This window comes from Azohydromonas lata NBRC 102462 (assembly GCF_001571085.1).
Taxonomy (GTDB): Bacteria; Pseudomonadota; Gammaproteobacteria; order Burkholderiales; family Burkholderiaceae_C; genus Azohydromonas; species Azohydromonas lata.
The window spans coordinates 1-21,590 of the sequence record NZ_BCTC01000020.1; the positions used below are offsets into that span (position 1 = coordinate 1).

21 protein-coding genes and 2 tRNA genes are annotated in these 21,590 nt (G+C 68.7%); 17 read left to right on the forward strand and 6 right to left on the reverse strand.

Annotation, left to right across the window (positions count from 1 at the left end; translation table 11 throughout):
- The 10 genes from ALA01S_RS33930 to ALA01S_RS09615 all read left to right on the forward strand — a co-directional run.
- Positions 1 to 335 (forward strand): hypothetical protein (locus tag ALA01S_RS33930; protein ID WP_373862986.1); only part of this gene is annotated, 335 nt, incomplete at its 5' end.
- A 125-nt stretch (positions 336 to 460) separates the two neighbouring features.
- Positions 461 to 961, forward strand: coding sequence for a molybdenum cofactor biosynthesis protein MoaE (locus ALA01S_RS09575; protein WP_066335276.1), 501 nt, complete (start codon positions 461 to 463; stop codon positions 959 to 961).
- A gap of 18 nt (positions 962 to 979) precedes the next feature.
- Positions 980 to 1,375: a fluoride efflux transporter CrcB gene (gene crcB, locus ALA01S_RS09580; RefSeq protein ID WP_066335278.1), complete on the forward strand. Its 396-nt coding sequence runs from the start codon at positions 980 to 982 to the stop codon at positions 1,373 to 1,375.
- Between the two features lie 6 nt (positions 1,376 to 1,381).
- Positions 1,382 to 2,008 (forward strand): flavin reductase family protein, encoded by a 627-nt coding sequence (locus tag ALA01S_RS09585; RefSeq protein WP_084267391.1) that lies wholly within the window; start codon positions 1,382 to 1,384, stop codon positions 2,006 to 2,008.
- Positions 2,009 to 2,051: 43 nt separating this feature from the next.
- A complete protein-coding gene (locus ALA01S_RS09590) occupies positions 2,052 to 3,317 on the forward strand; it encodes an acyl-CoA dehydrogenase family protein (protein WP_066335281.1) in 1,266 nt (421 codons plus the stop codon).
- A 135-nt stretch (positions 3,318 to 3,452) separates the two neighbouring features.
- Positions 3,453 to 6,047: an ATP-dependent chaperone ClpB gene (gene clpB / locus ALA01S_RS09595; protein WP_066335282.1), complete on the forward strand. Its 2,595-nt coding sequence runs from the start codon at positions 3,453 to 3,455 to the stop codon at positions 6,045 to 6,047.
- 164 nt (positions 6,048 to 6,211) lie between these two features.
- Positions 6,212 to 7,819, forward strand: coding sequence for an L-aspartate oxidase (nadB, locus tag ALA01S_RS09600; protein ID WP_066335284.1), 1,608 nt, complete (start codon positions 6,212 to 6,214; stop codon positions 7,817 to 7,819).
- Positions 7,820 to 7,915: 96 nt separating this feature from the next.
- Positions 7,916 to 8,491: a nucleoside/nucleotide kinase family protein gene (locus ALA01S_RS09605; protein WP_066335285.1), complete on the forward strand. Its 576-nt coding sequence runs from the start codon at positions 7,916 to 7,918 to the stop codon at positions 8,489 to 8,491.
- Between the two features lie 286 nt (positions 8,492 to 8,777).
- Positions 8,778 to 9,089 carry a hypothetical protein gene (locus ALA01S_RS09610; protein WP_066335288.1) on the forward strand — a complete coding sequence of 104 codons (312 nt, stop codon included), beginning with the start codon at positions 8,778 to 8,780 and terminating at the stop codon, positions 9,087 to 9,089.
- Between the two features lie 137 nt (positions 9,090 to 9,226).
- Complete coding sequence (locus ALA01S_RS09615; RefSeq protein WP_169805887.1) at positions 9,227 to 10,789, forward strand: extracellular catalytic domain type 2 short-chain-length polyhydroxyalkanoate depolymerase; 1,563 nt, start codon at positions 9,227 to 9,229, stop codon at positions 10,787 to 10,789.
- 16 nt (positions 10,790 to 10,805) lie between these two features.
- Here the strand turns inward: ALA01S_RS09615 and ALA01S_RS09620 are convergent, their stop codons facing one another.
- Both ALA01S_RS09620 and nadA read right to left on the reverse strand, forming a co-directional pair.
- Positions 10,806 to 11,582, reverse strand: a complete 777-nt coding sequence (locus tag ALA01S_RS09620; protein ID WP_238455746.1) for a two pore domain potassium channel family protein — start codon at positions 11,580 to 11,582, stop codon at positions 10,806 to 10,808.
- 16 nt (positions 11,583 to 11,598) lie between these two features.
- The gene (gene nadA, locus ALA01S_RS09625) at positions 11,599 to 12,711 is read right to left on the reverse strand and encodes a quinolinate synthase NadA (RefSeq protein WP_066335290.1); all 1,113 of its coding nucleotides are present in this window, start codon (positions 12,709 to 12,711) and stop codon (positions 11,599 to 11,601) included.
- A 150-nt stretch (positions 12,712 to 12,861) separates the two neighbouring features.
- On the opposite strand from nadA, the gene ALA01S_RS09630 reads away from it, so the two are divergent.
- Complete coding sequence (locus ALA01S_RS09630; protein ID WP_066335292.1) at positions 12,862 to 14,145, forward strand: MFS transporter; 1,284 nt, start codon at positions 12,862 to 12,864, stop codon at positions 14,143 to 14,145.
- 90 nt (positions 14,146 to 14,235) lie between these two features.
- Complete coding sequence (locus ALA01S_RS09635; protein ID WP_066335297.1) at positions 14,236 to 15,966, forward strand: thiamine pyrophosphate-binding protein; 1,731 nt, start codon at positions 14,236 to 14,238, stop codon at positions 15,964 to 15,966.
- Positions 15,967 to 16,075: 109 nt separating this feature from the next.
- Here ALA01S_RS09635 and ALA01S_RS09640 read toward each other — a convergent pair whose 3' ends face one another.
- A complete protein-coding gene (locus tag ALA01S_RS09640; protein WP_066335298.1) occupies positions 16,076 to 16,432 on the reverse strand; it encodes a hypothetical protein in 357 nt (118 codons plus the stop codon).
- Positions 16,433 to 16,597: 165 nt separating this feature from the next.
- Here ALA01S_RS09640 and rraA point away from each other — a divergent pair, with 165 nt between their 5' ends.
- The 4 genes from rraA (at position 16,598) to soxZ (ending at position 18,244) form a co-directional block, all read left to right on the forward strand.
- A complete protein-coding gene (rraA, locus tag ALA01S_RS09645) occupies positions 16,598 to 17,104 on the forward strand; it encodes a ribonuclease E activity regulator RraA (protein ID WP_066335301.1) in 507 nt (168 codons plus the stop codon).
- 103 nt (positions 17,105 to 17,207) lie between these two features.
- Positions 17,208 to 17,284 (forward strand) — tRNA-Pro (locus tag ALA01S_RS09650).
- A gap of 118 nt (positions 17,285 to 17,402) precedes the next feature.
- Positions 17,403 to 17,921 carry a thiosulfate oxidation carrier protein SoxY gene (locus ALA01S_RS09655; protein ID WP_066335302.1) on the forward strand — a complete coding sequence of 173 codons (519 nt, stop codon included), beginning with the start codon at positions 17,403 to 17,405 and terminating at the stop codon, positions 17,919 to 17,921.
- A 14-nt stretch (positions 17,922 to 17,935) separates the two neighbouring features.
- Entirely contained in the window at positions 17,936 to 18,244 is a 309-nt protein-coding gene (gene soxZ, locus ALA01S_RS09660; RefSeq protein ID WP_066335307.1) for a thiosulfate oxidation carrier complex protein SoxZ, read from the forward strand.
- Positions 18,245 to 18,265: 21 nt separating this feature from the next.
- Here the strand turns inward: soxZ and ALA01S_RS09665 are convergent, their stop codons facing one another.
- The 3 genes from ALA01S_RS09665 to ALA01S_RS09675 form a co-directional block, all read right to left on the reverse strand.
- Positions 18,266 to 19,879, reverse strand: coding sequence for an MFS transporter (locus tag ALA01S_RS09665; RefSeq protein ID WP_066335309.1), 1,614 nt, complete (start codon positions 19,877 to 19,879; stop codon positions 18,266 to 18,268).
- An 11-nt stretch (positions 19,880 to 19,890) separates the two neighbouring features.
- A tRNA-Arg gene (locus ALA01S_RS09670) sits at positions 19,891 to 19,967 on the reverse strand.
- 72 nt (positions 19,968 to 20,039) lie between these two features.
- Complete coding sequence (locus ALA01S_RS09675; RefSeq protein WP_066335312.1) at positions 20,040 to 20,732, reverse strand: glutathione binding-like protein; 693 nt, start codon at positions 20,730 to 20,732, stop codon at positions 20,040 to 20,042.
- Positions 20,733 to 20,783: 51 nt separating this feature from the next.
- Between ALA01S_RS09675 and ALA01S_RS09680 the strand changes: the two genes are divergently transcribed.
- The gene (locus ALA01S_RS09680) at positions 20,784 to 21,518 is read left to right on the forward strand and encodes a hypothetical protein (protein WP_066335314.1); all 735 of its coding nucleotides are present in this window, start codon (positions 20,784 to 20,786) and stop codon (positions 21,516 to 21,518) included.
- Positions 21,519 to 21,590 lie beyond the last annotated feature (72 nt).

Sequence of the window (21,590 nt, forward strand, 5' to 3'; positions counted from 1 at the left end):
GTGCGGCGGGTGCGACGGCGCTCTCCGCGCCGCGCTCGGCCGCCGCCGTTGCGCAGGCAACCGCACCGGAGGGCGAGGGCCGGCAGGCCGCCGGTGCCCAGCCGCACCGCGTGCCGCCGCACCGTGAGCCGGAGGGGGGCCGTGGTGGCGACGCCGCCCCGGCGCAGGCCGGTGCCGCGCCGGACACGCTGCTGGCGAGCCTGCCGCCCACGCCGCTGGCGGCCTGCGTGTCGCAGGCGAAGTCGGCGCTGGAGCGCTGCATGCGCGAGCAGTGCGCCAAGGACGCCTGGCGCAGCCACGCGCTGTGCCGGCAGCCGCGGGAAGGCGTGGAGTAGGGAACTGGCCGCGCAACAACCGCCGCCAGGCGGCGGGCCAGGCCGCCGCCGCACTGTCGCCGCAGGGCTGCCGTTTGCCGCTTTTCGCCCAGTCACCCCCTAAAACGCGGTGCGACAATCCCGCCATGGCTTCCAACAGCAGCACCACGCCCCGCGTCCTGATCCAGGCCGAAGACTTCGACCTCGGCGCCGAGGTCCAGCGCCTGCGCGAGGGCGACCCCGGCGTGGGCGCGGTGGTCAGCTTCGTGGGCACGGTGCGCGAGGTCAGCGACGGCGCGGGCGTGAGCCTCATGGAGCTGGAGCACTACCCCGGCATGACCGAAAGCTCCATAGAAGCCATGGTCGATGAAGCCTTCAGGCGCTTCGACATCCGCGCCGCGCGCGTCATCCACCGCGTGGGCGCGCTTCAACCGCTGGACCAGATCGTGTTCGTGGCCGTCACGTCCGCCCACCGCGGCCAGGCCTTCCAGGCCTGCGAGTTCCTCATGGACTACCTCAAGACCCAGGCCCCGTTCTGGAAGAAGGAGCACACGCCCGCGGGCGCGCGCTGGGTCGATGCCCGCGTCAGCGACGACCAGGCGCTCGCGCGCTGGGGCATCAGCGCCGGCAACGCCGCGGCGGCCTGAGGCGGGGCCGGCGCACCGATGGTCTTCCCCGCGATCTCCCTGGCCCAAGTGCTGGCCGTCGCAGTCGGCGCGGCCGCGGGCGCGGTGGCGCGCTGGCTCACGTCGCTCTGGCTCAACAACGCCTGGTCCGGCTTCGCGCTGGGCACCCTGGCGGTGAACTGCTTGGGCGGGCTGCTCATAGGCGTGTCGCTGGCCGTGTTCGCCCGCGCGCCCAACGAGATGGCGCGGCTGCTGCTGGTCACCGGCTTCCTGGGCGGCTTCACCACGTTTTCCGCCTTCTCGGCCGAGTCGCTGTCGCTGCTGCTGGCCGGGCGGCTGGGCATGGCCGCCTTGCATTCCTTCGCCCATGTGATGGGCGCGCTGGCCTGCACGGCCCTGGGCCACGCGCTGGCGCGCTGGATGGTGAAGGCCTGAGATTCCATGACTGCATCCGCCAACTCCTCCACGACCCCGGTGGCCGACGCCGCCGTGGCGCCCGCTGTCCCGTCCGTGCCGGCCGCCGCCACCACTGCCGCCGAGCTGCCCGGCACGCCGCTGGCGGTTGAAATCGCCGGCGCCGTGGACATCACGCCGCAGGCGCTGCGCGGCGCGCTTGGGCGCTTCGCCACGGGCGTGGCCATCATCACCTGCGTCGATCCGGCCAACGGCGAGCGCGTGGGCCTCACCGCCAACTCCTTCAGCGCGCTGTCGCTGGAGCCGCCGCTGGTGCTGTGGTCGCTGCGCCAGGCCAGCGCCAGCCTCGCGGCCTTCCAGCACAGTGCCCACTTCGCCATCAACGTGCTGGCCGAGGCGCAGATCGACCTCTCGCGCCGCTTCTCCAGCGGCAAGGAGCCGGACAAGTTCGGCGCCGGCCAGTGGAGCGACGGCCTGGGCGGCGCGCCGGTGCTGGGCGGCAGCACGGCGGTGTTCGAGTGCGAGCGCGTGTCGGCCCAGGAGGCGGGCGACCATGTGCTCTTCGTCGGCCGCGTGCTGCGGCTGGCTGACGCGGTGCTGCCGCCGCTGCTGTTCCACGGCGGGCGCTACCACCTGTTGGGCGAGATTCTTTGATGCGGCGCCTCCTGCAGCAGGCGCGACGTGGAGGAGGTCGAAGATGGATACATCACGCAGCGCGGCTGATGACGCGCACATCGCGGGCGATGCCTCGCGCCTGACCCCGGCGCAGCGCGCCTGGGTGGCGCAGGCGGCCGAGCTGGGCCCGCGCTTCGCGGCCCGCGCGCCCGCGCACGACGCGCAGGCCAGCTTTCCGCGCGAGAACTTCCGCGACTTGCATGCGGCCGGGCTGCTCTCGCTGGCCGTGGACCCGCGCCACGGCGGCGCCGGGGCCGACCTGCTGGGTTGCGGCCTGGTCGCGGCCGAGCTGGGCCGCTGGTGCGGCGCCACGGCGCTGTGCTTCAGCTTGCACGTGAGCAACACGCTCTGGAGCGGGCTGGTGGGGGACTCCCTGTCCATGACCGGCGCCCAGCGCGCCGCGCACGAGGCGGCGCGCGCGCGGCACGAGTCGGCCATCGCCCGCGAGGGCCAGGTGTGGGCGCAGACCATTTCCGAAGGCGGCGCGGCCGACGCCGGCAAGGCGCCGTGGTCCACCGTGGCGCGGCGCGTGGAGGGCGGCTACGTGGTCAGCGGCCGCAAGGTGTTCGCCTCCATGGCCGGCGAGGCCGACGTGCACGGCCTGCTGTGCACGCTGCAGCGCCCGGCCGCGACGCAGGCCGATGCGCTCTTCCTGGCCGTGCCCAGCGACGCGCCGGGCTTGCGCGTGAGCGGCGAGTGGAACCCGCTGGGCATGCGCGGCACCGTCAGCCGCACGCTGGAGTTCCACGACGTGTTCGTCCCGGATGGCGACCGGGTGCTGCCCGAGGGCCTGTACTGCCAGGCCGCCGCCCGCTGGCCGGCGATGTTTTTGATGACCAGCCCGCCGTATCTCGGCCTGGCGCAGGCGGCGCACGACTTCACCGTGCGCTACCTGTGCGGCGAGGTGCCGGGGCTGCCGCCGGTGCAGCGGCGCATGTACCCCACCAAGCAGTTCGCCGTGGCGCAGATGCGGCTGAAGCTGGAGCAGATGCGCGCGCTGCTGCTGGCGTGCCTGGCCGAAGCCGGGCCGGACCCCGACCGCCACGCCCGGCTGCGCCTGCTCGCGGCGCAGCACACGGTGGTGGAGCAGTCGGCCGAGATCTGCCAGCTCGCGCTGCGCACCTGCGGCGGCCAGGCGCTCACCAAGAACCTGCCGCTGGAGCGGCTGCTGCGCGACGCGCGCTGCGGGGCCGTGATGCTGCCGTGGACGGCCGAGCTCTGCCTGGACCAGCTCGGCCGCGACAGCCTGTACTGGGCCGGCGAGGACGAGGAAGCGATAGACGGCTGAAGCCGGCAGGAAGGCCCCGGGCGGCACGCGCCGTGCCGCTGGTTCCATCGCAAACCGCGCTGCGTGAAACCCTGGCGCCGGCCTTGAAATCGCTCCACGCCGCCCAACCTCGTTGCGCAACGGAGGATTCATTCCATGCGAATCGACAAGCTCACCACCGCTTTCCAGCAAGCCCTGGCCGAGGCGCAGAGCCTGGCCGTCACCCAGGACAACCCCTACATCGAGCCCGCCCACCTGCTGGCGGCGATGCTGGCGCAGCCGGATGGCCCCAAGGCGCTGCTGGACCGCGCCGGCGCCAACACGGCCGGGCTCAAGACCGCCATGGACACCGCCATGCGCAACCTGCCCCAGGTGCAGGGCGGCGGCGGCCAGGTGCAGCCCGGGCGCGACCTCGTCTCGCTGCTGCAGTCCGCGGAGAAGGAAGCCAGCAAGCGCGGCGACCAGTTCATCGCCAGCGAAATGTTCCTGCTGGCGCTCTCGGACTCCAAGACGGACCTGGGCGCCATCGTTCGCGGCCATGGCCTCACGCGCAAGTCGCTGGAGGCCGCGATCGACGCCGTGCGCGGCGGCGCCAAGGTGGACTCCGCCGAGGCCGAAGGCCAGCGCGAGGCGCTCAAGAAATACACGCTGGACCTCACCGACCGCGCCCGCCAGGGCAAGCTCGACCCGGTGATCGGCCGCGACGACGAGATCCGCCGCGCCATCCAGGTGCTGCAGCGCCGCAGCAAGAACAACCCCGTGCTCATCGGCGAGCCCGGCGTGGGCAAGACGGCCATTGTGGAAGGGCTGGCGCAGCGCATCGTCAGCGGCGAGGTGCCGGACTCCCTGCGCGACAAGCGCGTGCTGGTGCTGGACATGGCCGGGCTGCTGGCCGGCGCCAAGTACCGCGGCGAGTTCGAGGAGCGCCTGAAGGCCGTGCTCAAGGAAGTCGCCGCCGACGAGGGCCGCATCATCCTGTTCATCGACGAGCTGCACACCATGGTGGGCGCGGGCAAGGCCGAGGGCGCCATCGACGCCGGCAACATGCTCAAGCCGGCGCTGGCCCGCGGCGAGCTGCACTGCATAGGCGCCACCACGCTGGACGAGTACCGCAAGTACATCGAGAAGGACGCCGCCCTGGAGCGCCGCTTCCAGAAGGTGCTGGTGGAGGAACCGTCGGTGGAGGCGACGATTGCCATCCTGCGCGGCCTGCAGGAGAAGTACGAGGTGCACCACGGCGTGGAGATCACCGACCCGGCCATCGTCGCCGCGGCCGAGCTCTCGCACCGCTACATCACCGACCGCTTCCTGCCGGACAAGGCCATCGACCTCATCGACGAGGCCGCGGCCAAGATCAAGATCGAGATCGACTCCAAGCCCGAGGCCATGGACCGGCTGGACCGCCGCCTCATCCAGCTCAAGATCGAGCGCGAGGCCGTCAAGAAGGAAAAGGACGAGGCCTCGCAGCGCCGCCTGGGCCTGATCGAGGACGAAATCCAGCGCCTGGAGCGCGAGTACGCCGACCTCGAAGAGCTGTGGAAGGCCGAGAAGGCCACCGCCCAGGGCTCGGCGCAGGTCAAGGAGGAGATCGACAAGATCCGCTTCCAGATCGAGGAGCTCAAGCGCAAGGGCGACTTCAACAAGGTGGCCGAGCTGCAGTACGGCAAGCTGCCGGAGCTGGAAAAGCGCTTGTCGGACGCGCAGGCCAAGGAGGCCGGCAAGGCCGCCGGCTCCGGCCCCAAGCTGCTGCGCACCATGGTGGGCGCCGAGGAGATCGCGGACGTGGTGGCCCGCGCCACGGGCATCCCCGTCTCCAAGCTCATGCAGGGCGAGCGCGACAAGCTGCTGCAGATGGAAGACAAGCTGCACGAGCGCGTGGTGGGCCAGGACGAGGCCATCCGCGCCGTGGCGGACGCCATCCGCCGCTCGCGCGCGGGCCTCTCGGACCCCAACCGGCCGCTGGGCAGCTTCCTCTTCCTGGGCCCCACCGGCGTGGGCAAGACCGAGCTGTGCAAGGCGCTGGCCACCTTCCTGTTCGACAGCGCCGACCACATGGTGCGCATCGACATGAGCGAGTTCATGGAGAAGCACTCCGTGAGCCGCCTCATCGGCGCGCCGCCGGGCTACGTGGGCTATGACGAGGGCGGCTACCTCACGGAGGCCGTGCGCCGCAAGCCGTACTCCGTGATCCTGCTGGACGAGGTGGAGAAGGCGCACCCGGACGTGTTCAACGTGCTGCTGCAGGTGCTCGACGATGGCCGCCTCACCGACGGCCAGGGCCGCACCGTGGACTTCAAGAACGCCGTGATCGTGATGACCAGCAACCTGGGCTCGCACCTGATCATGCAGATGGCGGGGCAGGACCCGGCGTTGATCCGCGAGGCGGTGTGGGCGGAGGTGAAGACGCACTTCCGGCCGGAGTTCCTCAACCGCATCGACGAGACGGTGGTGTTCCACGCGCTGGACCAGAAGCACATCGAGTCGATTGCGAAGATCCAGCTCAAGGCGCTGGAGCAGCGGCTGGAGCGGATGGACATGCGGCTGGACGTTTCGCCCGCGGCGCTGGGCGAGGTGGCCAAGGCGGGGTTCGATCCGGTGTTCGGCGCGCGGCCGCTCAAGCGCGCCATCCAGAGCCGCATCGAGAACCCGGTGGCCAAGCTCATCCTGGAAGGCCGCTTCGGCCCCAAGGACGTGATCCCGGTGGACGTGAACGAGGCGGGCGAGTTCAGCTTTGGGCGCACGGTGCACTGAGGCAGCGCGCCGACGCCGACAGGGAAGGGCCGGGCAACCGGCCCTTTTTCTTGCGCGGCGCTTGGCCCTCGCCTCTCCACGAAGCATTTGCTGTGGGTTGTGCTGACGGCCACCCCCGGGGCGCTTCGTAGAATCGACCCTCTTTGCAACACCCGCAGTGCGTGATGAACACCTCTTTCGATGCCCCGTCCGCTCCCGTCGTCATCGTGGGCGCCGGCCTGGCCGGGCTGGCGGTGGCGCTGCACCTGGCGCAAACGCGCCCGGTAGTGGTGCTGGCCAAGCGCGACATCCATGAAGCCGCCACCGCGTGGGCGCAGGGCGGCATCGTCGGCGTGCTGGGCAAGGACGACAGCATCGAGAGCCACGTGCACGACACCCAGGAAGCCGGCGCCGGCCTGGTGGACGAGCACACCGCCCGCTTCATCGCCGAGAACAGCGCCCGCGCCGTCGAATGGCTGGTCCAGCAGGGCGTGCCCTTCTCGCCGGACCCCGAAGGCCCGCTGGGCCTGCACCTCACGCGCGAAGGCGGCCACGCCGTGCGCCGCATCGCCCACGCGGCCGACGCCACGGGGCAGGCCATACACGACGCGCTGCTGGCCCAGATCCGCAAGCATCCCAACATCACCGTGCGCGAGCGCTGGATGGCGCTGGACCTCATCACCTCGCGCCACCTCAAGCGCGACGAGCCCGCCCGCTGCTACGGCATCTATGCCCTGGACATCGACACGCAGCGCGTGGAGACGCTGCAAGCCTCTGCCGTGGTGCTGGCCACCGGCGGCGTGGGCAAGGTCTACCGCTACACCAGCAACCCCGAGACGGCCACGGGCGACGGCATCGCCATGGCCTGGCGCGCGGGCTGCCGCGTGGGGAACATGGAGTTCATCCAGTTCCACCCGACCTGCCTGTACCACCCGCAGGACCGCACCTTCCTCATCACCGAGGCGCTGCGCGGGGAGGGCGGACACCTGAAGCTGCCCGACGGCACCCGCTTCATGGCGGCGCACGACCCGCGGCTGGAGCTGGCGCCGCGCGACGTGGTGGCCCGCGCCATCGACTTCGAGATGAAGAAGCACGGCCTGGACCACGTCTGGCTGGACGCCACGCACCTGGGCGAGAGCTTCCTCAAGGAGCACTTCCCGACCATCTACGCCCGGCTGCTGAGCCTGGGCATAGACATCACCCGGCAGCCCATCCCCGTGGTGCCCGCCGCGCACTACACCTGCGGCGGCGTGGTCACGGACCTGGACGGCCGCACCGACATGCCCGGCCTCTTCGCCGTGGGCGAGACCACCTACACCGGCCTGCACGGCGCCAATCGCCTGGCCAGCAACTCGCTGCTGGAGTGCGTGGTGGTGGGCCGCACCTGCGCCGAGCGCATCGAGCAGGACGCGCCGGAAACCCTGCCCGCGCTGCCCGCCTGGGACGAAAGCCAGGTGGAAAACGCCGACGAGCAGGTCGTCATCAGCCACAACTGGGATGAATTGCGCCTGGTGATGTGGAATTACGTGGGCATCGTCCGGACCAATAAGCGCCTGGAGCGCGCGCTGCACCGCATCCATTTGCTGCGCAGCGAAATCGACGAGTATTACGCCCATTTCCGCGTCACGCGCGACCTGCTCGAATTGCGCAACCTCGTGGAATGTGCCGAATTGATCGTGCGCTCGGCCCTCAAGCGCCACGAATCTCGCGGCCTGCATTTCTCGCGGGATTATCCCTATACCCTGCCGGTCAGTTTCCCGACGGTGCTGATTGGCGATCACCGCCGCAAGTGATCCTTATCAATCAGGCGGCCGGCCCAGGCGCTAAACTGGGCCGGTGATGCTGAAAACAGGCGGCAGGCCGCGGCCTGAAAGGGCCAGGAGATATTCATGAACATCATCATCGGTGGCGCGATGCGCACCGGCAAAACGCTGGTGGCGGATGCCTTGTCCCGCCGCACTGGTTTTCCCTATCTGGGTACGGACAGCCTCATTCTGGCGCTGCGCGACTGTTTCCCTGAAACGGCAGTGGCCCAAAAGGGCAAAAGCTTCGACGAGCTGTGCGAAGCTTTCATTCCCTTCCTGAACCGATACCTGCACCACGCCGGCGTGGCTGGCCGCGGCAGCCACATCGTCGAAGGGCATTTCATCAGGCCCAAGGACGTGTCCCAATTGGCGGCCAATACCTCGGCGGTATTCTTTGGTTATCCCGAGGCCGATCCACAGGAAAAGCTGCAGCAGCTCAAGACTTATGCTGCCGCGTCCTCGCAGGAAGGCGGGGAAGTTGACGAGGACGAAAAGCTGCTCAAGCAGATCAACCGGTGGATAGACTTGAGCCGGGATTTGCGCGATCAGTGCAATCAGTTTGACATTCTGTTCGTGGATACCAGCCACCAAGACGTCTCGCATTGCAATTCCAATATGGAGCTCCTGTATCGGGCTTTGGGTCTCAATATCAAGGCTTGAAAAAAATCCTCAAGTTTTTTCCATAAACTGCCGATATTGCCTGATGTAGTTCACGCAGTCGGCAGTACACGATGGCCCGAATTTTTGCAGTTGGCGCTATGTGCATCCAGCTTGTGCGCCCGGGCCTGGTGACGTTTCCAAAGGATGCCGTTCACGGCAGCCGCGCCGCGGACGTGAGCTTCGTGCTTTCGCCCAGCGGCAAACTGGTCAAGGTCAGGTTGCCTGCCAGGGTGCCTGAAGCGCCCGCAGCATCCGTGCACGGCCCAACGCATTGAGGAAACGTCCCGTGGAATTGCTGCTCATCATCGTGCTGGCCGGCCTGTGCTTCTGGCTGATGAAGCCGTTGCGCGATTGGTATGTCGTGGAGGTCAGCGCGCCGTCCGGCCACGGCGGCCTTCAATACGCCTTTAAAACACCCGACCAGGCGGAAACCGAGTTCGACCGCATGCGCCAGGAATTGAGAAATTCGGGTCGCAATGGGCAAATCTTCCTTTGGAAGGTGGAAGCGCGCAGCGGCATGCACGCCAGGAAAATTGATGGCGGCGGCAAAGAAGAGCAGTCCCGGCCGATTTTGTTGAAATTTGATGAAATTGCCTGAGGCGGCCAGTACCGGCTTCATGATTCAAGCGGAGCGAAATGGCGCTCCCCATTTCCTGTAAGCCCCCCGTCATTTGCATTGCCTAGTTTTGCCATGCCAACGCACAACGTGGTGCGCGGGTGAGCAGAAGCATGGCCTTGGCAGTCGTTTCCTTCCGCTGCCGTCAGCACGGCGGAAACGGTTGGCCTGCATATGAATTCAATGCAATACAGGGAAGAATCTTGAAAAAATTGAAAACCATGGCGTCCATCGCGGCGCTGGTTTGCGTTTCCTCTACCTGGGCCCAGCGCACGCAATTGCCGGCGCTCAACGTGGACAAGAATGAAATCTCGGTGTCCGGTTTGTCGTCCGGTGCCTACATGGCGGTGCAAATGCATTTTGCCCATTCCGCCACGTTCAGGCGCGGTGCCGGCGTGGTGGCCGGCGGGCCGCTGTTCTGCGCGGAAGGGGACGTCAATAACGCGCTGGGCCGTTGCATGAGTGCCAGCGCGCCCATCCCGCTGGACCATCTGGTCAAGAACGCGCAAGCCTGGGCTGCTGCCGGCAAACTGGACCCGCTGGCCCATTTGCAATCCAGCCCGGTCTATATGTTCTCCGGCCAGCACGACAACACGGTCAAGCCGGCCGTCATGAAGGATCTGGAGAGTTTCTACAGGCATTTCGTGACGCGGGCCCCGCTGGTATTGAACAACGGATCCCAGGCCGGCCACGCCATGGTGCTGGACGGGGAGGATGAATCCTGCCCCCTGAGCGTGCCGCCCTATATCGTCAAGTGCGGCATAGACTTGGCCGGCAACCTGCTCACGCATATTTACGGAAAACTGAATCCGCGCAACGATGGCCCGCTCACGGGCAGCGTGGTGGAATTCGACCAGAACGAAATCGGTGCCCAGCGCACGCGCGCCCACCTGGGCCATATGGCCGACTCCGGTTTTGCCTACGTGCCCGCGGATTGCGCCAATGGCGAATCGTGCAGGCTGCACGTGGTGTTCCATGGCTGTCACCAGAATGCATCGCAGATCGGCCCGCAATATGTGCTGGGCACGAACTACGTGCGCTGGGCGGACACGAACAACATGGTGGTGCTGTTCCCGCAAACGCGCATCACGGAATACAACGGCTGCTGGGACTGGTTCGGCTATACCGACAAGTCCAATTACGCCACCAAGGCCGGCTTGCAGGTGAATGCCGTCAAGACCATGGTGGACCATTTGAGCAGCGGCAAGCCGCTGTCCACGCTGGCCGCGCCGGCCGGCGTCACGGCCAGCGTGCTGGGAAATACTCGCGTCCGCATTGCCTGGAGTGCCGTCCCCGGTGCGCGCAAATACGAGGTGTATCGCAACGGCGGCCTGGTCAAAACCACGCTGGCACCGAATTCGGATTTCACGGAGTCGGAGTTGGCCTTCGGCACCGGCTACACCTGGACGGTGCGCGCGCTGGATGCCCATAACCAGCCCAGCCGCCATTCCGCGGCGGCCGGTGCCACCACCAGCGGACAAAAGCCGCAGTGCTTCGTCGCCACCAATCCCGAGCATGTGAAGCAGGGCCGCGCAGTCATCATTCCGGTCGGCACGCTGCAATATGCCTACGCCATAGGCACGCGTCAGCTCATGGGCCTGGTGGATGAAAAGAGCATGACCTCGCTGCGAGAAATTCCCGGCCTCATCCCGGGCAAGTTCGAGACGGCAACCTGCTTCTGAAAACGGGGTGTGCGATTCAGCGCGGATTCTTGGGCTGAATCGTGAACCCGATCAGCCTCGCCACCACGGTGGCGAGGTACATCACCCCCGTCATCATTTCCACGCTGGCAATGGCGCGTGCATGGGCGGATACTGCCACCACGGCGCCCATGCCGGTGCTGGACATGAGGGCGAAACTCAAGTGGTTCAATTCCGACCAGGTTTTGGCGACGGACGCCAGGTCGGCTGAAAACGCATGCGGCTGCAGCGCCTGCACCAGCACGAACAAATGCGTGAAGGCCCAAACGAAAAGTGTGAAGGTGGCGGCCGAGGCGAATAACTCGTCCACGGTCGTGCGCTGGTCGGCCATCATGTAGGCGATGAGGCTGCCGGCGGCATAAAAATAAAAGCCGGCTTCCAGCGCCGAGGACCAGGGCAACAAGAACGGCATGTCATGCGTGACCTGCAATACCAGCAGGACGATGACGGGCAGGGCTATCGTGACGCTGACCCACGTCAGCCCCGGCGTGCGCCGCACCATGCGCGTGGTGAGTATCAGTACGACGATGCCGAATATGTTGAAGACCGCGTGGCTGTAGCGCGCCTCCTCGATGAACGGGCCCAGCAGCACGCCCAGTATCTGCACGATCAACAAAATCGCCGAAGGGTGGCGGCGGGTGCGGACGATGAAGCGTTTGATCAAGCCGGCTCCTCGCTCTTGGTTTTCTCTCACCTTAGGGCGACAGGCCCCCGGCAAATGGCGGGCCGATAAAAAAAACGCCCGGACCAGCCAAGCCGCCCGGGCGTCGATCAAGGAGAAGTGAAAACCGTCAGGCCGCGCCGATGTTCTTCACGAACCCCCGCTGCGGCTGCGCCAGCGCGTGCGGGTTCTTGGCCACGAAGTCCAGCATGCGTTCGATGCAGCCGGCGGCCTGGGTGCGTATGGGTTCCGGCACGGTGATTTCGCCTACGCCCTGTTCCAGGCAGTCGATCACGCCCTGCAGCGCGTTCATCGCCATCCAGGGGCAGTGCGCGCAGCTCTTGCACGTGGCGCTGTTGCCGGCGGTGGGGGCCTCCAGCAGCGTCTTGCCCGGGGCCAACTGGCGCATGCGGTGCAGGATGCCGTTGTCGGTGGCGACGATGAAGGTCTGCTCCGGGCCTTCCACCACGGCTTTGAGGAGCTGCGAGGTCGAGCCCACCACGTCGGCCTGCGCCACCACGCTCTTGGGCGACTCGGGGTGCACCAGCACCAGGGCGTCGGGGTGCTGCTTCTTCAGCAGCTCCAGCTCTATGCCCTTGAATTCGTCGTGGACGATGCATTCGCCCGTCCACATCAGCATGTCGGCGCCGGTCTGCTCCTGGATGTAGCGGCCCAGGTGCCGGTCCGGCGCCCACAGGATCTTTTCGCCCTGGCTCTTGAGGTGCTCGACGATGGCCAGCGCGCAGGAGCTGGTGACCATCCAGTCGGCGCGGGCCTTCACGGCGGCGCTGGTGTTGGCGTAGACCACGACCTTGCGGTCGGGGTGCGCGTCGCAGAAGCGCGAGAAGTCGTCGGCCGGGCAGCCCAGGTCCAGCGAGCAGGTCGCGTCCAGGTCGGGCATGAGCACGCGCTTGTGCGGGGAGAGGATCTTGGCGCTCTCGCCCATGAAGCGAACGCCGGCCACCACCAGCGTCTGGCTCTCGTGGTCGCGGCCGAAGCGGGCCATCTCCAGCGAGTCGGCCACGAAGCCGCCGGTCTCCAGCGCCAGGTCCTGCAGGTCGCCGTCCACGTAGTAGTGCGCCACCAGCACGGCGTTGTGCTGCTTGAGCAGCGCCGCGGCGCGCGCCTTGCGCTCGTCACGCTGCGCCGGGGTCAGTGCCTCGGGCACCTTGGCCCAGGCATGGGCAACGCAGCTTTGGCCCGCAGCGTCCTGGCGGGTGTAGTCGAAAAGCACCTGGCTCATGGCTTGATCGGGGGAGGGGGCTGTCTGGGCAGCCTGGATGTTGGGGATTGAATTCGGGGCGCGATGGTAGCCCACGGATTGGGTCAGCACGGGCCGTGCCCATGCTGCCCACACCCGTCACCACTGTTTGGGATGTTTACCATCCCATGAATGAACTCCACCCGCCCCGAAATCAAGGCGTCCGGCGAGGAGGCTGCCCGCCGCCCAAGCGACGTGCGCACCATCTCGCTGGTGGGCCTGGCCCACGGCAGCTCGCACTTCTGCCACCTGCTGCTGCCGCCGCTGTTCCCCTTCTTCATCCGCGACTTCGGCCTCACCTACGCGGAGCTGGGCCTGGCGGTGACGCTGTTCTTCGCGATCTCCGGCATTGGGCAGGCACTGTCAGGCTTCCTGGTGGACCGGGTGGGGGCGCGGCCCATCCTGTTCGCGGCGCTAGCCAGCTTCGTGGCGGCGGCGCTGACGGCCGCCTCGGCCCACAGCTACTTCGGCCTGCTGCTGGCCGCGGCGCTGGCCGGCCTGGGCAACGCGCCTTTCCACCCGGTGGACTTCACCATCCTCAACAAGCGCGTGTCGTCCAAGCGGCTTGGGCATGCCTTCTCGGTGCACGGCATCAGCGGCAACCTGGGTTGGGCGGCCTCGCCGGTGTTCCTGCTGGGCCTGACGGAGCTGACCGGCTCCTGGCGTTGGGCCGAGGTGGGCGCGGCTTGCGTGGTGGCCAGCGTGATGCTGCTGCTGTGGTGGCAGCGCGACGCCATCGACGACAGGCAGGGCGCGTGGGCCCACGAGAAGGCCGCCGCCAAGCCCGGTGCCGCGCCGGCCAAGGAAGAGCACCCGCTGGCGTTCTTGAAGCTGCCCTCGGTGTGGCTGTGCTTCTCGTTCTTCTTCTTCTCGACCTGCGCGCTCAGCGCCATCCAGAGCTTCGCCAGCCCGGCGCTGCAGGAGATGACGGGGCTGCCCGTGTCGCGCACCTCGCTGGTGGTGACGGGCTTCATGCTCTGCGGCGCGCTGGGCATGGTGGCCGGCGGCTTCCTGGCGGCGCGGGCCGAGCGGCTGGAGAAGATCATCGGCTCCTGCCTGGTGGTGTCGGCGGCGGTGCTGTTGCTGGTGAGCACGGGCGTGGTGCCGGGCATGGGGGCGCTGGTGCTGGTGTCGCTGGCCGGCTTGGGCGTGGGCCTGGCCGGGCCCTCGCGCGACATGCTCATCAAGCGCGCCGCGCCGCCGGGGGCCACGGGGCGCGTCTACGGCACCGTGTATTCGGGGCTGGACCTGGGCTTCACCCTGGCCGCGCCCATCTTCGGCTGGCTGATGGACCACCACATGAACGGCGCCATTTTTCAAGGCTCTGCCCTCGCGCTGCTGGCCGGGGTGCTGTCGGCCGCCGCCGTGGGCCTGCGCATCGCGCCGCGCCGCGCGGCGGCCAAGGCCACGGCCTGAAGCGGCCAACGAAGGTGATCCGCACGCGTGCCGCTTGAATCGCGCGAGGCGGGTGCCTTTTCTTTCCTGACGCATGGGGGAGCAGCACGCATGAACGCAAGCGCTGAGAGCAGGCCCGCCCGCCCGGGCGGCCATCTGCTGGTGGAGGCCCTGGTGGCGCAGGGCGTGGACACGGTGTTCGGCGTGCCGGGCGAGAGTTTCCTGGCGGCGCTGGACGGGTTTCACCAGCACGGCGAGGCCATCCGCTTCGTCGCCTGCCGCCACGAGGGCGGCGCGGCCTTCATGGCCGAGGCGCAGGGCAAGCTCACCGGCCGCCCGGGCGTGTGCTTCGTCACCCGCGGCCCCGGCGCCACCAACGCGGCCATTGGCGTGCACACGGCCTTCCAGGACAGCACGCCGCTGCTGCTGCTCGTGGGCCAGGTGGCGCGCGACCAGCGCGACCGCGAGGCTTTCCAGGAGCTGGACTACCGCCAGGTGTTCGGTCCGGGCACTTTGGGCATGGCCAAGTGGGTGGCGGAAGTGGAGGACGTGCAGCGGCTGGCCGAGTACGTCGCCCGCGCCTTCCACGTGGCCCTGCAGGGGCGGCCGGGGCCGGTGGTGCTGGCGCTGCCCGAGGACGTCTTGAGTGCCCCGGCCACGGCCCCCGTGCTGCCGCGCGTGGAGCCGGCGCAGGCCTGGCCCGCGCCGGGGGCGCTGCGCGGGTTGCGCACGCTGCTGCTGCAGTCGAGGAAGCCGCTGGTGATCGCGGGCGGCAGCGGCTGGACGGCCGAGTCGGTGCAGGCGCTGCAGCGCTTTGCCGAGAACTGGAATTTGCCCGTGGGCTGCGGCTTCCGCTTCCAGGACACCTTCGACAACCGCCATCCCAACTACGCGGGCGACGTGGGCATCGCCATCAACCCGCGGCTGGCGCAGCGGGTGCGCGACTCGGACCTGCTCATCGCCGTGGGCGTGCGCTTGGGCGAGATGACGACGGGCGGCTACACGCTCATCGAAGCGCCCCGGCCCAAGCAGAAGCTGGTGCACCTGCACGCGGGCGCGGAGGAGTTGGGCCGGGTCTACGCGGCCGACCTGATGCTGCAGTGCTCGCTGGCCGCGGCCGGCAAGGCGCTGGAGACGCTGACCGCGCCGCCGCAACTGCCGTGGGCCGACTGGACCGCCGGCGCCGCCGCCGACCTGGAGGCCAACCGCGTGCCCCACGCCGTGGCGCCGCTGGACATGGCGCAGGTGGTGCTGGCGCTGGAGCGGCTGGCGCCCGCGGACAGCCTCTACACCAACGGCGCGGGCAACTACAGCGGCTGGCTGCACCGCTACATGCGCTACCGCGGTCTGCAGCACTTCGGCCGCACGCAGCTCGCGCCCACGGCCGGCGCCATGGGCTACGGCTTTCCGGCGGCGGTGGCGGCGGCGCTGCTGTATCCGGAACGCACCGCCATCAACCTGGCGGGGGACGGCGACTTCCTGATGACCAGCCAGGAGATGGCCACGGCCATGGCCTATGGGGCCAACCGCGGGGCGGGGCGGCTGGTCAGCATCGTGGTGGACAACGGCAGCTACGGGACCATCCGCATGCACCAGGAGCGCCACTACCCGGGGCGCGTGAGCGGCAGCGACCTCTTCAACCCCGATTTCGCCGCCCTGGCGCGCAGCTACGGCTGGCGCGCGGCGCGGGTGGAGTGCACGCAAGCCTTCGAGCCGGCGTTGCTTGAGGCGCTGTCCGACGGGCCGCCCATGCTGCTGCACCTGAAGCTGGATACGGACGTGAGCACCAGCCGCAGCACCTTGTCGGAGATACGGGCGGCGGCAGTGAAAGGAAAGGGCTGATCAGCTCACGGCCCCGCCCAAAAGAAAAAACGGCCGCTTCTGCGGCCGTTCGCTGTTTTCACCTGAACCCAAGGGCCGCAGCCCCGGGCCGGGCATCAGCCTGTCAACGTCACTCGTCGCGGCGTTGCTGGGAGCGGTCCTGTTGGGTGGACTGCTGGCCCGCCTGCGAGCCGCGCTGGCTGGACTGGTCCTGCTGGCCCTGGCGCTGGCTCGACTGGTCTTGCTGACCCAAGCCGCCGCGCTGCGACTGATCCTGTTGGCCGCTGCGCTGGTCTTGCTGCGAGCCCTGCTGCCCGCCCTGCTGGCCCGACTGTGACTGCTGGCCCATGCCACCGGTCTGGCTTTGCTGGCCCTGGCGCTGGCTGTCCTGGCTCTGTTGACCTTGCTTCTGGCCCTGCTGACCTTGCTGGCCCTGCTGGTTGCCTTGCTGGTTCTGTTGGCTCTGGTTGCGGTCTTGAGAGGTCATGTCGACTCCTTGGTAGTCATCGGCCGGCGGGATTGCCGACGAAGCCTTATCGGCAATCCCAGTGCCCACGAACACGGGGATGACAAGGCAGCCGCGCGCCTGAGCTTTTGGCGCATGTCCACATGCTAGGCTGCCGCGCGCCAGAACTTTCCCCAGGAGGAGCCCTTGATCGACCCCGTGAAAACCTACGTCACCTGCGACATCTGCGACGAGCGCAAGGCCCAGGCCGGCGACGCGCTGCGCGTGCTGCCGCCGGTGTTCCGCGACTTTGGCGGCAAAACCGCCTTCAGCGGCCCGGCGGTGACGGTGAAGTGCTTCGAGGACAACACCTTCGTCAAGGCCGCCGTGGACAGCCCAGGCAACGGCTGCGTGCTGGTGGTGGACGGCGGGGGCTCGCTGCGCAAGGCGTTGTTGGGCGGCAACCTGGGCCGCTCGGCCGAGAAAAATGGCTGGGCGGGCGTCGTCATCGACGGCTGCGTGCGCGACGTGGCCGAGCTCGCCACCTACGGCATCGGCATTCGCGCCCTGGCTTCCATGCCGCTGCCCACCGAGAAGCGCAACGAGGGCCAGCGCGACGTCCCCGTCACCATTCAGGGCGTGCCCGTGCGCCCGGGCGACTGGATCGTGGCCGACGCTGACGGCACCCTGGTGCTGTCGCAGCCGCCGCAATAAGGCCCAGCGGACGGGGCGGGCGTCGCCCCGAGGCGACATCACCACGACGTTCGCCTGCCGCCGGGCGCGACACCCCGTGGCGGGCGGCTACAATATCCCTCTTCGGGGTGTAGCGCAGCCTGGTAGCGCAACTGCTTTGGGAGCAGTGGGTCGGATGTTCGAATCATCTCACCCCGACCAATTTTTCTTTTCACATCAATGCCTTGGAACGCTTTTGGCTCATCGGCCGGGAGTTTCCAGGGCGTTTTTGTATCCGCGCTCCATGCAGGCGGCCCGTGTCAAAACGCACCAAGGTGGGATGTTGTTTTCACAAGGTATCTCCAGCGATTTCGGCAAGGACGGCAAGGAACGCAGGCGGGCCCTTTGCTCCGCGGCGCGGGCGCTGGGCCTGTTCGTTCTGGCCGGCGTGATCACCGAGGTGGACGCGCAGGCGCAGTCCGCCGCCTGGGCCTCGGCCTGGGATGCGGCGTTCGACAGCCGTGATTTCAAGGGCGCGCTGCGCGCGTTGGGCGGCGAGGGCGCCGCGGTGCAGGGCCAGGTGCGGCTCGATGGCCCGGACGTGGCCGAGAACGGCGCGGTCGTGCCCTTCACCGTCACCACGGCGCTGCCGGGCGTGACGCTCGTGGCGCTGCTGGTGGAGCACAACCCGGGGCCGCTGTCGGCGGTGTTCCAACTGCCGCCCGGCACCGAGGCCTTCGTGTCCACCCGGCTCAAGATGGCCGAAAGCTCCGCCGTGCACGCGCTGGTGCGGGCGGCGGACGGGTTTTATCTGGCGCGGCGCGATGTGCGCGTTATCCAGGGCGGCTGCGCCGGCTGACAAGGAAACCAGCCATGGGACAACCGAGCCGCATGCGGGCCGTGGAGAACGGCGGCATCGTGGAGCTGCGCCTGCTGATGAACCACGTGATGGAAAGCGGCCAGCGCCGCGACGCCGCGGGCGTGCTGGTGCCGGCGCACCACATCGAGCGGCTGGAAGTCGAGTGCGGCGGGCGCACCGTGCTGCAGGCGCGGCTGGGGCCCTCGGTGTCGCGCGATCCTTACTTGCAACTGCGCTTTCGCGGCGCCAAGGGCGAGCGGCTGGTGGTGCGCTGGGTGGACAACCGCGGCGACTCGCGCAGCGACGAGGCCACGGTCGGCTGAGCAGGGCCGCCCGGCGCGCCGTCAGTCCGCCATCGTCTCGCCCACGTAGCGGCGCACGCGCGGCGGCGCGTCGCCGCGGTGGAAGGCCAGGCGGCGCTCGCGCAGTTGGCGGTCGGAGGCGGTGATGCGGTCCATGCGCCGCTGGTGCTCGACCCAGGACTCGTCGAGGAAGTACTCGACGTGGCGCGTGGGGTCGGTGCTGTCGTGCAGCAGGCCCCAGCTCAGCGCGCCTTGGCGCAGCCGCGCGCGGCGGCTCTCGCGCATGACCTCGGTGAAGGCGGCGGCGTCGTCCTCGGCCACGAAGTACTCGATGGTCACCATCACCGGGCCGGCTTCCGGCGGGATGTAGAAGGCCGGGGGCGGCTCGATCTTGGCGGGATGCGGCGTGAGGTCTTCCGGCGGCAGGGATTCCAGCCGGTGGCGGCGCAGCAGCGCGACCATCGCCACCGCCGTGACCGCGGCGGCCAGCAGGCTGGTGCGCACGTCGGTGTGGCTGGCCACGTAGCCCCACAGCGCCGCGCCCACCGCGTTGCCCGCCATCAGCGCCATCTGGTAGATGGACATGCCGCGCGCGCGCACCCAGTTGGGCAGCGTGAGCTGGGCGGTGATGGTCAGCGAGTTGGCCACTGAAATCCACGCCGCGCCGGCCAGCACCATGGTGGGCGCGGCCACCCACACGTTGGGCGCCAGCGCCACGCCCACCATGGCCGCGGCGTTGATGAGCGTGCCGTACTCGACGAGCTGGTCGCGGTCCCAGCGTGCGCGCAACTGCGGCAGCGACAGCGCCGCCGCAATGGCGCCCGCACCCATGCAGGCCAGAAGCAGCGTGAACGTCCCCGCGCCGCCGCCTTCCAGGCGCTGGGCCTGCAGCGGCAGCAGCGCGATCAGCGCCGTGGCCTGCAGGAAGAACACGAACACCCGGAGCAGCACCACGCGCATGCCCGGCGACTGGCGCACGTGCTGCACGCCCACGCGCATGGCGCCCACGAAGCGCTCGCCCGGCAGCGCCGAGTGCCGCGGCTCGTAGCGCCAGCGCCACACGAGATAGCTCGCCACCAGCGACAGCGCCGCGTTGAGCGCGAACACCCAGGCGCTGCCCAGGCTGGCGATGATGGCGCCCGCCGCGATGGGGCCGGCGATGCGCGAGGCGTTCATGGCCACGCCGTTGAGCGCCAGCGCCGCGCTGAGCTCGCGCTTGCCCACGATCTCCGGGACGATGGCCGCGAACACCGGCCAGCGCATGGCCAGCCCAATGCCGTTGGTGAACACCAGCGCCAGCAGCAGCGGCGCCGAGAGCTGTCCGGCCATGGACACGGTGGCCAGCACCACGCCCACCACCGCCACCCACAGCTGCGTGAACATGAACCAGTGGCGGCGGTTGACGATGTCGGCCAGCGCGCCGCTGGGCAGGCCCAGCAGGAACACCGGCAACGTGGAGGCCGACTGCACCAGCGCCACCATGGCGGGATCGCTGCTCAGCGAGGTCATGACCCAGGCCGCGGCCACGTCGTTCATCCACAGGCACACGTTGGCCGTGAGCCAGGCGCTCCACAACATGCGGAACACCGGAAGACGCAAGGGGGCGAGGGCGCCGGAGGGGGCTTCTTGAGGAACTTCGGAAGCGGAGGGCTGCATGAAGGCGCGTATGGCCTGCCCGGAGGGACTCGAACCCCCGACCTGCTGCTTAGAAGGCAGCTGCTCTATCCAGTTGAGCTACGGGCAGTGCAGAAGTTGAATTGTAAGCAGTGGCGAGGGCGCTTCGCGCCGCGCCGGTAAGGCAATCGTTGCGCCCGGCTCAGCGCCGGGCGTATTGCTTGGCGCCGAACAGGGCTTCGCGGGCCTTGTCGTCCATCTGCGGCTGGCGGCGGTCGGCCAGCACCTCCACGCCGCGCTGCACGGCGGGGCGGGCGGCTATCTCGTCGAACCAGCCTTTGAGGTGCGGATAGTCGTTCCAGGCTATGCCCTGGTTCTTCCAGGAGCGCAGCCAGGGAAAGACGGCGATGTCGGCAATCGTGTACTCGTTGCCGGCGATGTAGCGGTGGCGGGCGATCTGGCGGTCCATCACGCCGTACAGGCGCTTGGCCTCGTTGGTGTAGCGCTCCACGGCGTAATCGATCTTCTGCGGCGCATAGATGCGGAAGTGGTGCGCCTGGCCCAGCATGGGGCCCACGCCGCCCATCTGGAACATCAGCCACTGCAGCGTTTCGTACTTGCCGCGGGTGTCGGCGGGCAGCAGCTTGCCGGTCTTGCCGGCCAGGTACAGCAAGATGGCGCCGGACTCGAACAGCGACATGGGCCGGCCGTCGGGGCCGTCGGGATCCACGAGGGCGGGAATCTTGTTGTTTGGGCTGATGGCCAGGAACTCGGCGCTGAACTGGTCGCCCGCGCCTATGTCCACGGCGTGCGCCCGGTAGGGCAGCCCGCACTCTTCCAGCATGATGTGAACCTTGTGGCCGTTGGGCGTGGGCCACGAATACACTTCGATCATCTTTGCTGTCTCCACGCGTCAAAACGGGCGCCTGATTGTGCGCCAGCCCTCATGCTCGACGCCTTCAAGCATTGGTTCTCACGCCGCGCCGGCTTGCCCGGCGAGCGTGCGCTGGCCGATTGGGCCCACGCGCTGGGACATCACTTCAAGCGCAGCCGCGACGCCGACGGTTTCATCGTCGAAGCGCACGATGGTTCCTGGCGGCTGGAGTGGGGCCCGTCGCAGCGCCGCTACATCCAGGGCCAGGAATTGCGGCTGCGCGCACCGCTGACCGGCGGTGCCGGCCTGCAGATGCTGCTGCTCACGCGCGGCCTGCTGGATCTGCTGGAAAAGCAGGTGTTCGAGCAATACACCCAGGAGCTGCAGACGCGCATTGACCTGGCCACGCCGGACGAGATGCGCTGGCTGGTGCTGCATCCCAAGCTGCCCGCGGCCGAGTTGCATGCATTGCGCGGGCACTACGGCGGCGTTGGGCAGCCCCTGGAAGCGCTGGCGAGCTGGGTCAGCGGCCCGCTGGGCACGGCGCTGGCGGAGTGGGCGGCGCGCTCGTCCAGCAGCGGGCCGCTGCTGTTCATCGTCCAGCGCGAGCGGCTGACGCTGCGCACCGCGCTGCCGCGGCCGGACACGCAACCCATCGCCGAGCTGCTGCGCCTCTTTGAAGTGGCGCGCCGCGAAGCCCAGCGCGTGGCCGCGCAATGGCACGTGCCGGGCATGGAAGATCCCGCCGCTTCGCTGTGGCCGCACTCGGCCGATGGCCCGGACACGCCTGTCGGCCCTGTGCGCTGAAGGCCGACTGGCGGTGCAGGCTCCCCGCGCCTGCACCTCCCCCCGTGCTAGAGTGCCCCGCATATCGGTATG

Bases quoted from the DNA above. Each gene is read 5' to 3' on its own strand.
- ALA01S_RS09640 (WP_066335298.1), bottom strand. From the start codon at position 16,432: ATGACCTCTCAAGACCGCAACCAGAGCCAACAGAACCAGCAAGGCAAC.
- ALA01S_RS09630 (WP_066335292.1), top strand. From the start codon at position 12,862: ATGAACTCCACCCGCCCCGAAATCAAGGCGTCCGGCGAGGAGGCTGCC.
- ALA01S_RS09585 (WP_084267391.1), top strand. From the start codon at position 1,382: ATGACTGCATCCGCCAACTCCTCCACGACCCCGGTGGCCGACGCCGCC.
- ALA01S_RS09655 (WP_066335302.1), top strand. From the start codon at position 17,403: ATGTTGTTTTCACAAGGTATCTCCAGCGATTTCGGCAAGGACGGCAAG.
- soxZ (WP_066335307.1), top strand. From the start codon at position 17,936: ATGGGACAACCGAGCCGCATGCGGGCCGTGGAGAACGGCGGCATCGTG.
- nadA (WP_066335290.1), bottom strand. From the start codon at position 12,711: ATGAGCCAGGTGCTTTTCGACTACACCCGCCAGGACGCTGCGGGCCAA.
- ALA01S_RS09575 (WP_066335276.1), top strand. From the start codon at position 461: ATGGCTTCCAACAGCAGCACCACGCCCCGCGTCCTGATCCAGGCCGAA.
- ALA01S_RS09665 (WP_066335309.1), bottom strand. From the start codon at position 19,879: ATGCAGCCCTCCGCTTCCGAAGTTCCTCAAGAAGCCCCCTCCGGCGCC.
- ALA01S_RS09605 (WP_066335285.1), top strand. From the start codon at position 7,916: ATGAACATCATCATCGGTGGCGCGATGCGCACCGGCAAAACGCTGGTG.
- ALA01S_RS09590 (WP_066335281.1), top strand. From the start codon at position 2,052: ATGGATACATCACGCAGCGCGGCTGATGACGCGCACATCGCGGGCGAT.
- clpB (WP_066335282.1), top strand. From the start codon at position 3,453: ATGCGAATCGACAAGCTCACCACCGCTTTCCAGCAAGCCCTGGCCGAG.
- nadB (WP_066335284.1), top strand. From the start codon at position 6,212: ATGAACACCTCTTTCGATGCCCCGTCCGCTCCCGTCGTCATCGTGGGC.
- ALA01S_RS09680 (WP_066335314.1), top strand. From the start codon at position 20,784: ATGCTCGACGCCTTCAAGCATTGGTTCTCACGCCGCGCCGGCTTGCCC.
- ALA01S_RS09635 (WP_066335297.1), top strand. From the start codon at position 14,236: ATGAACGCAAGCGCTGAGAGCAGGCCCGCCCGCCCGGGCGGCCATCTG.
- ALA01S_RS09675 (WP_066335312.1), bottom strand. From the start codon at position 20,732: ATGATCGAAGTGTATTCGTGGCCCACGCCCAACGGCCACAAGGTTCAC.
- crcB (WP_066335278.1), top strand. From the start codon at position 980: ATGGTCTTCCCCGCGATCTCCCTGGCCCAAGTGCTGGCCGTCGCAGTC.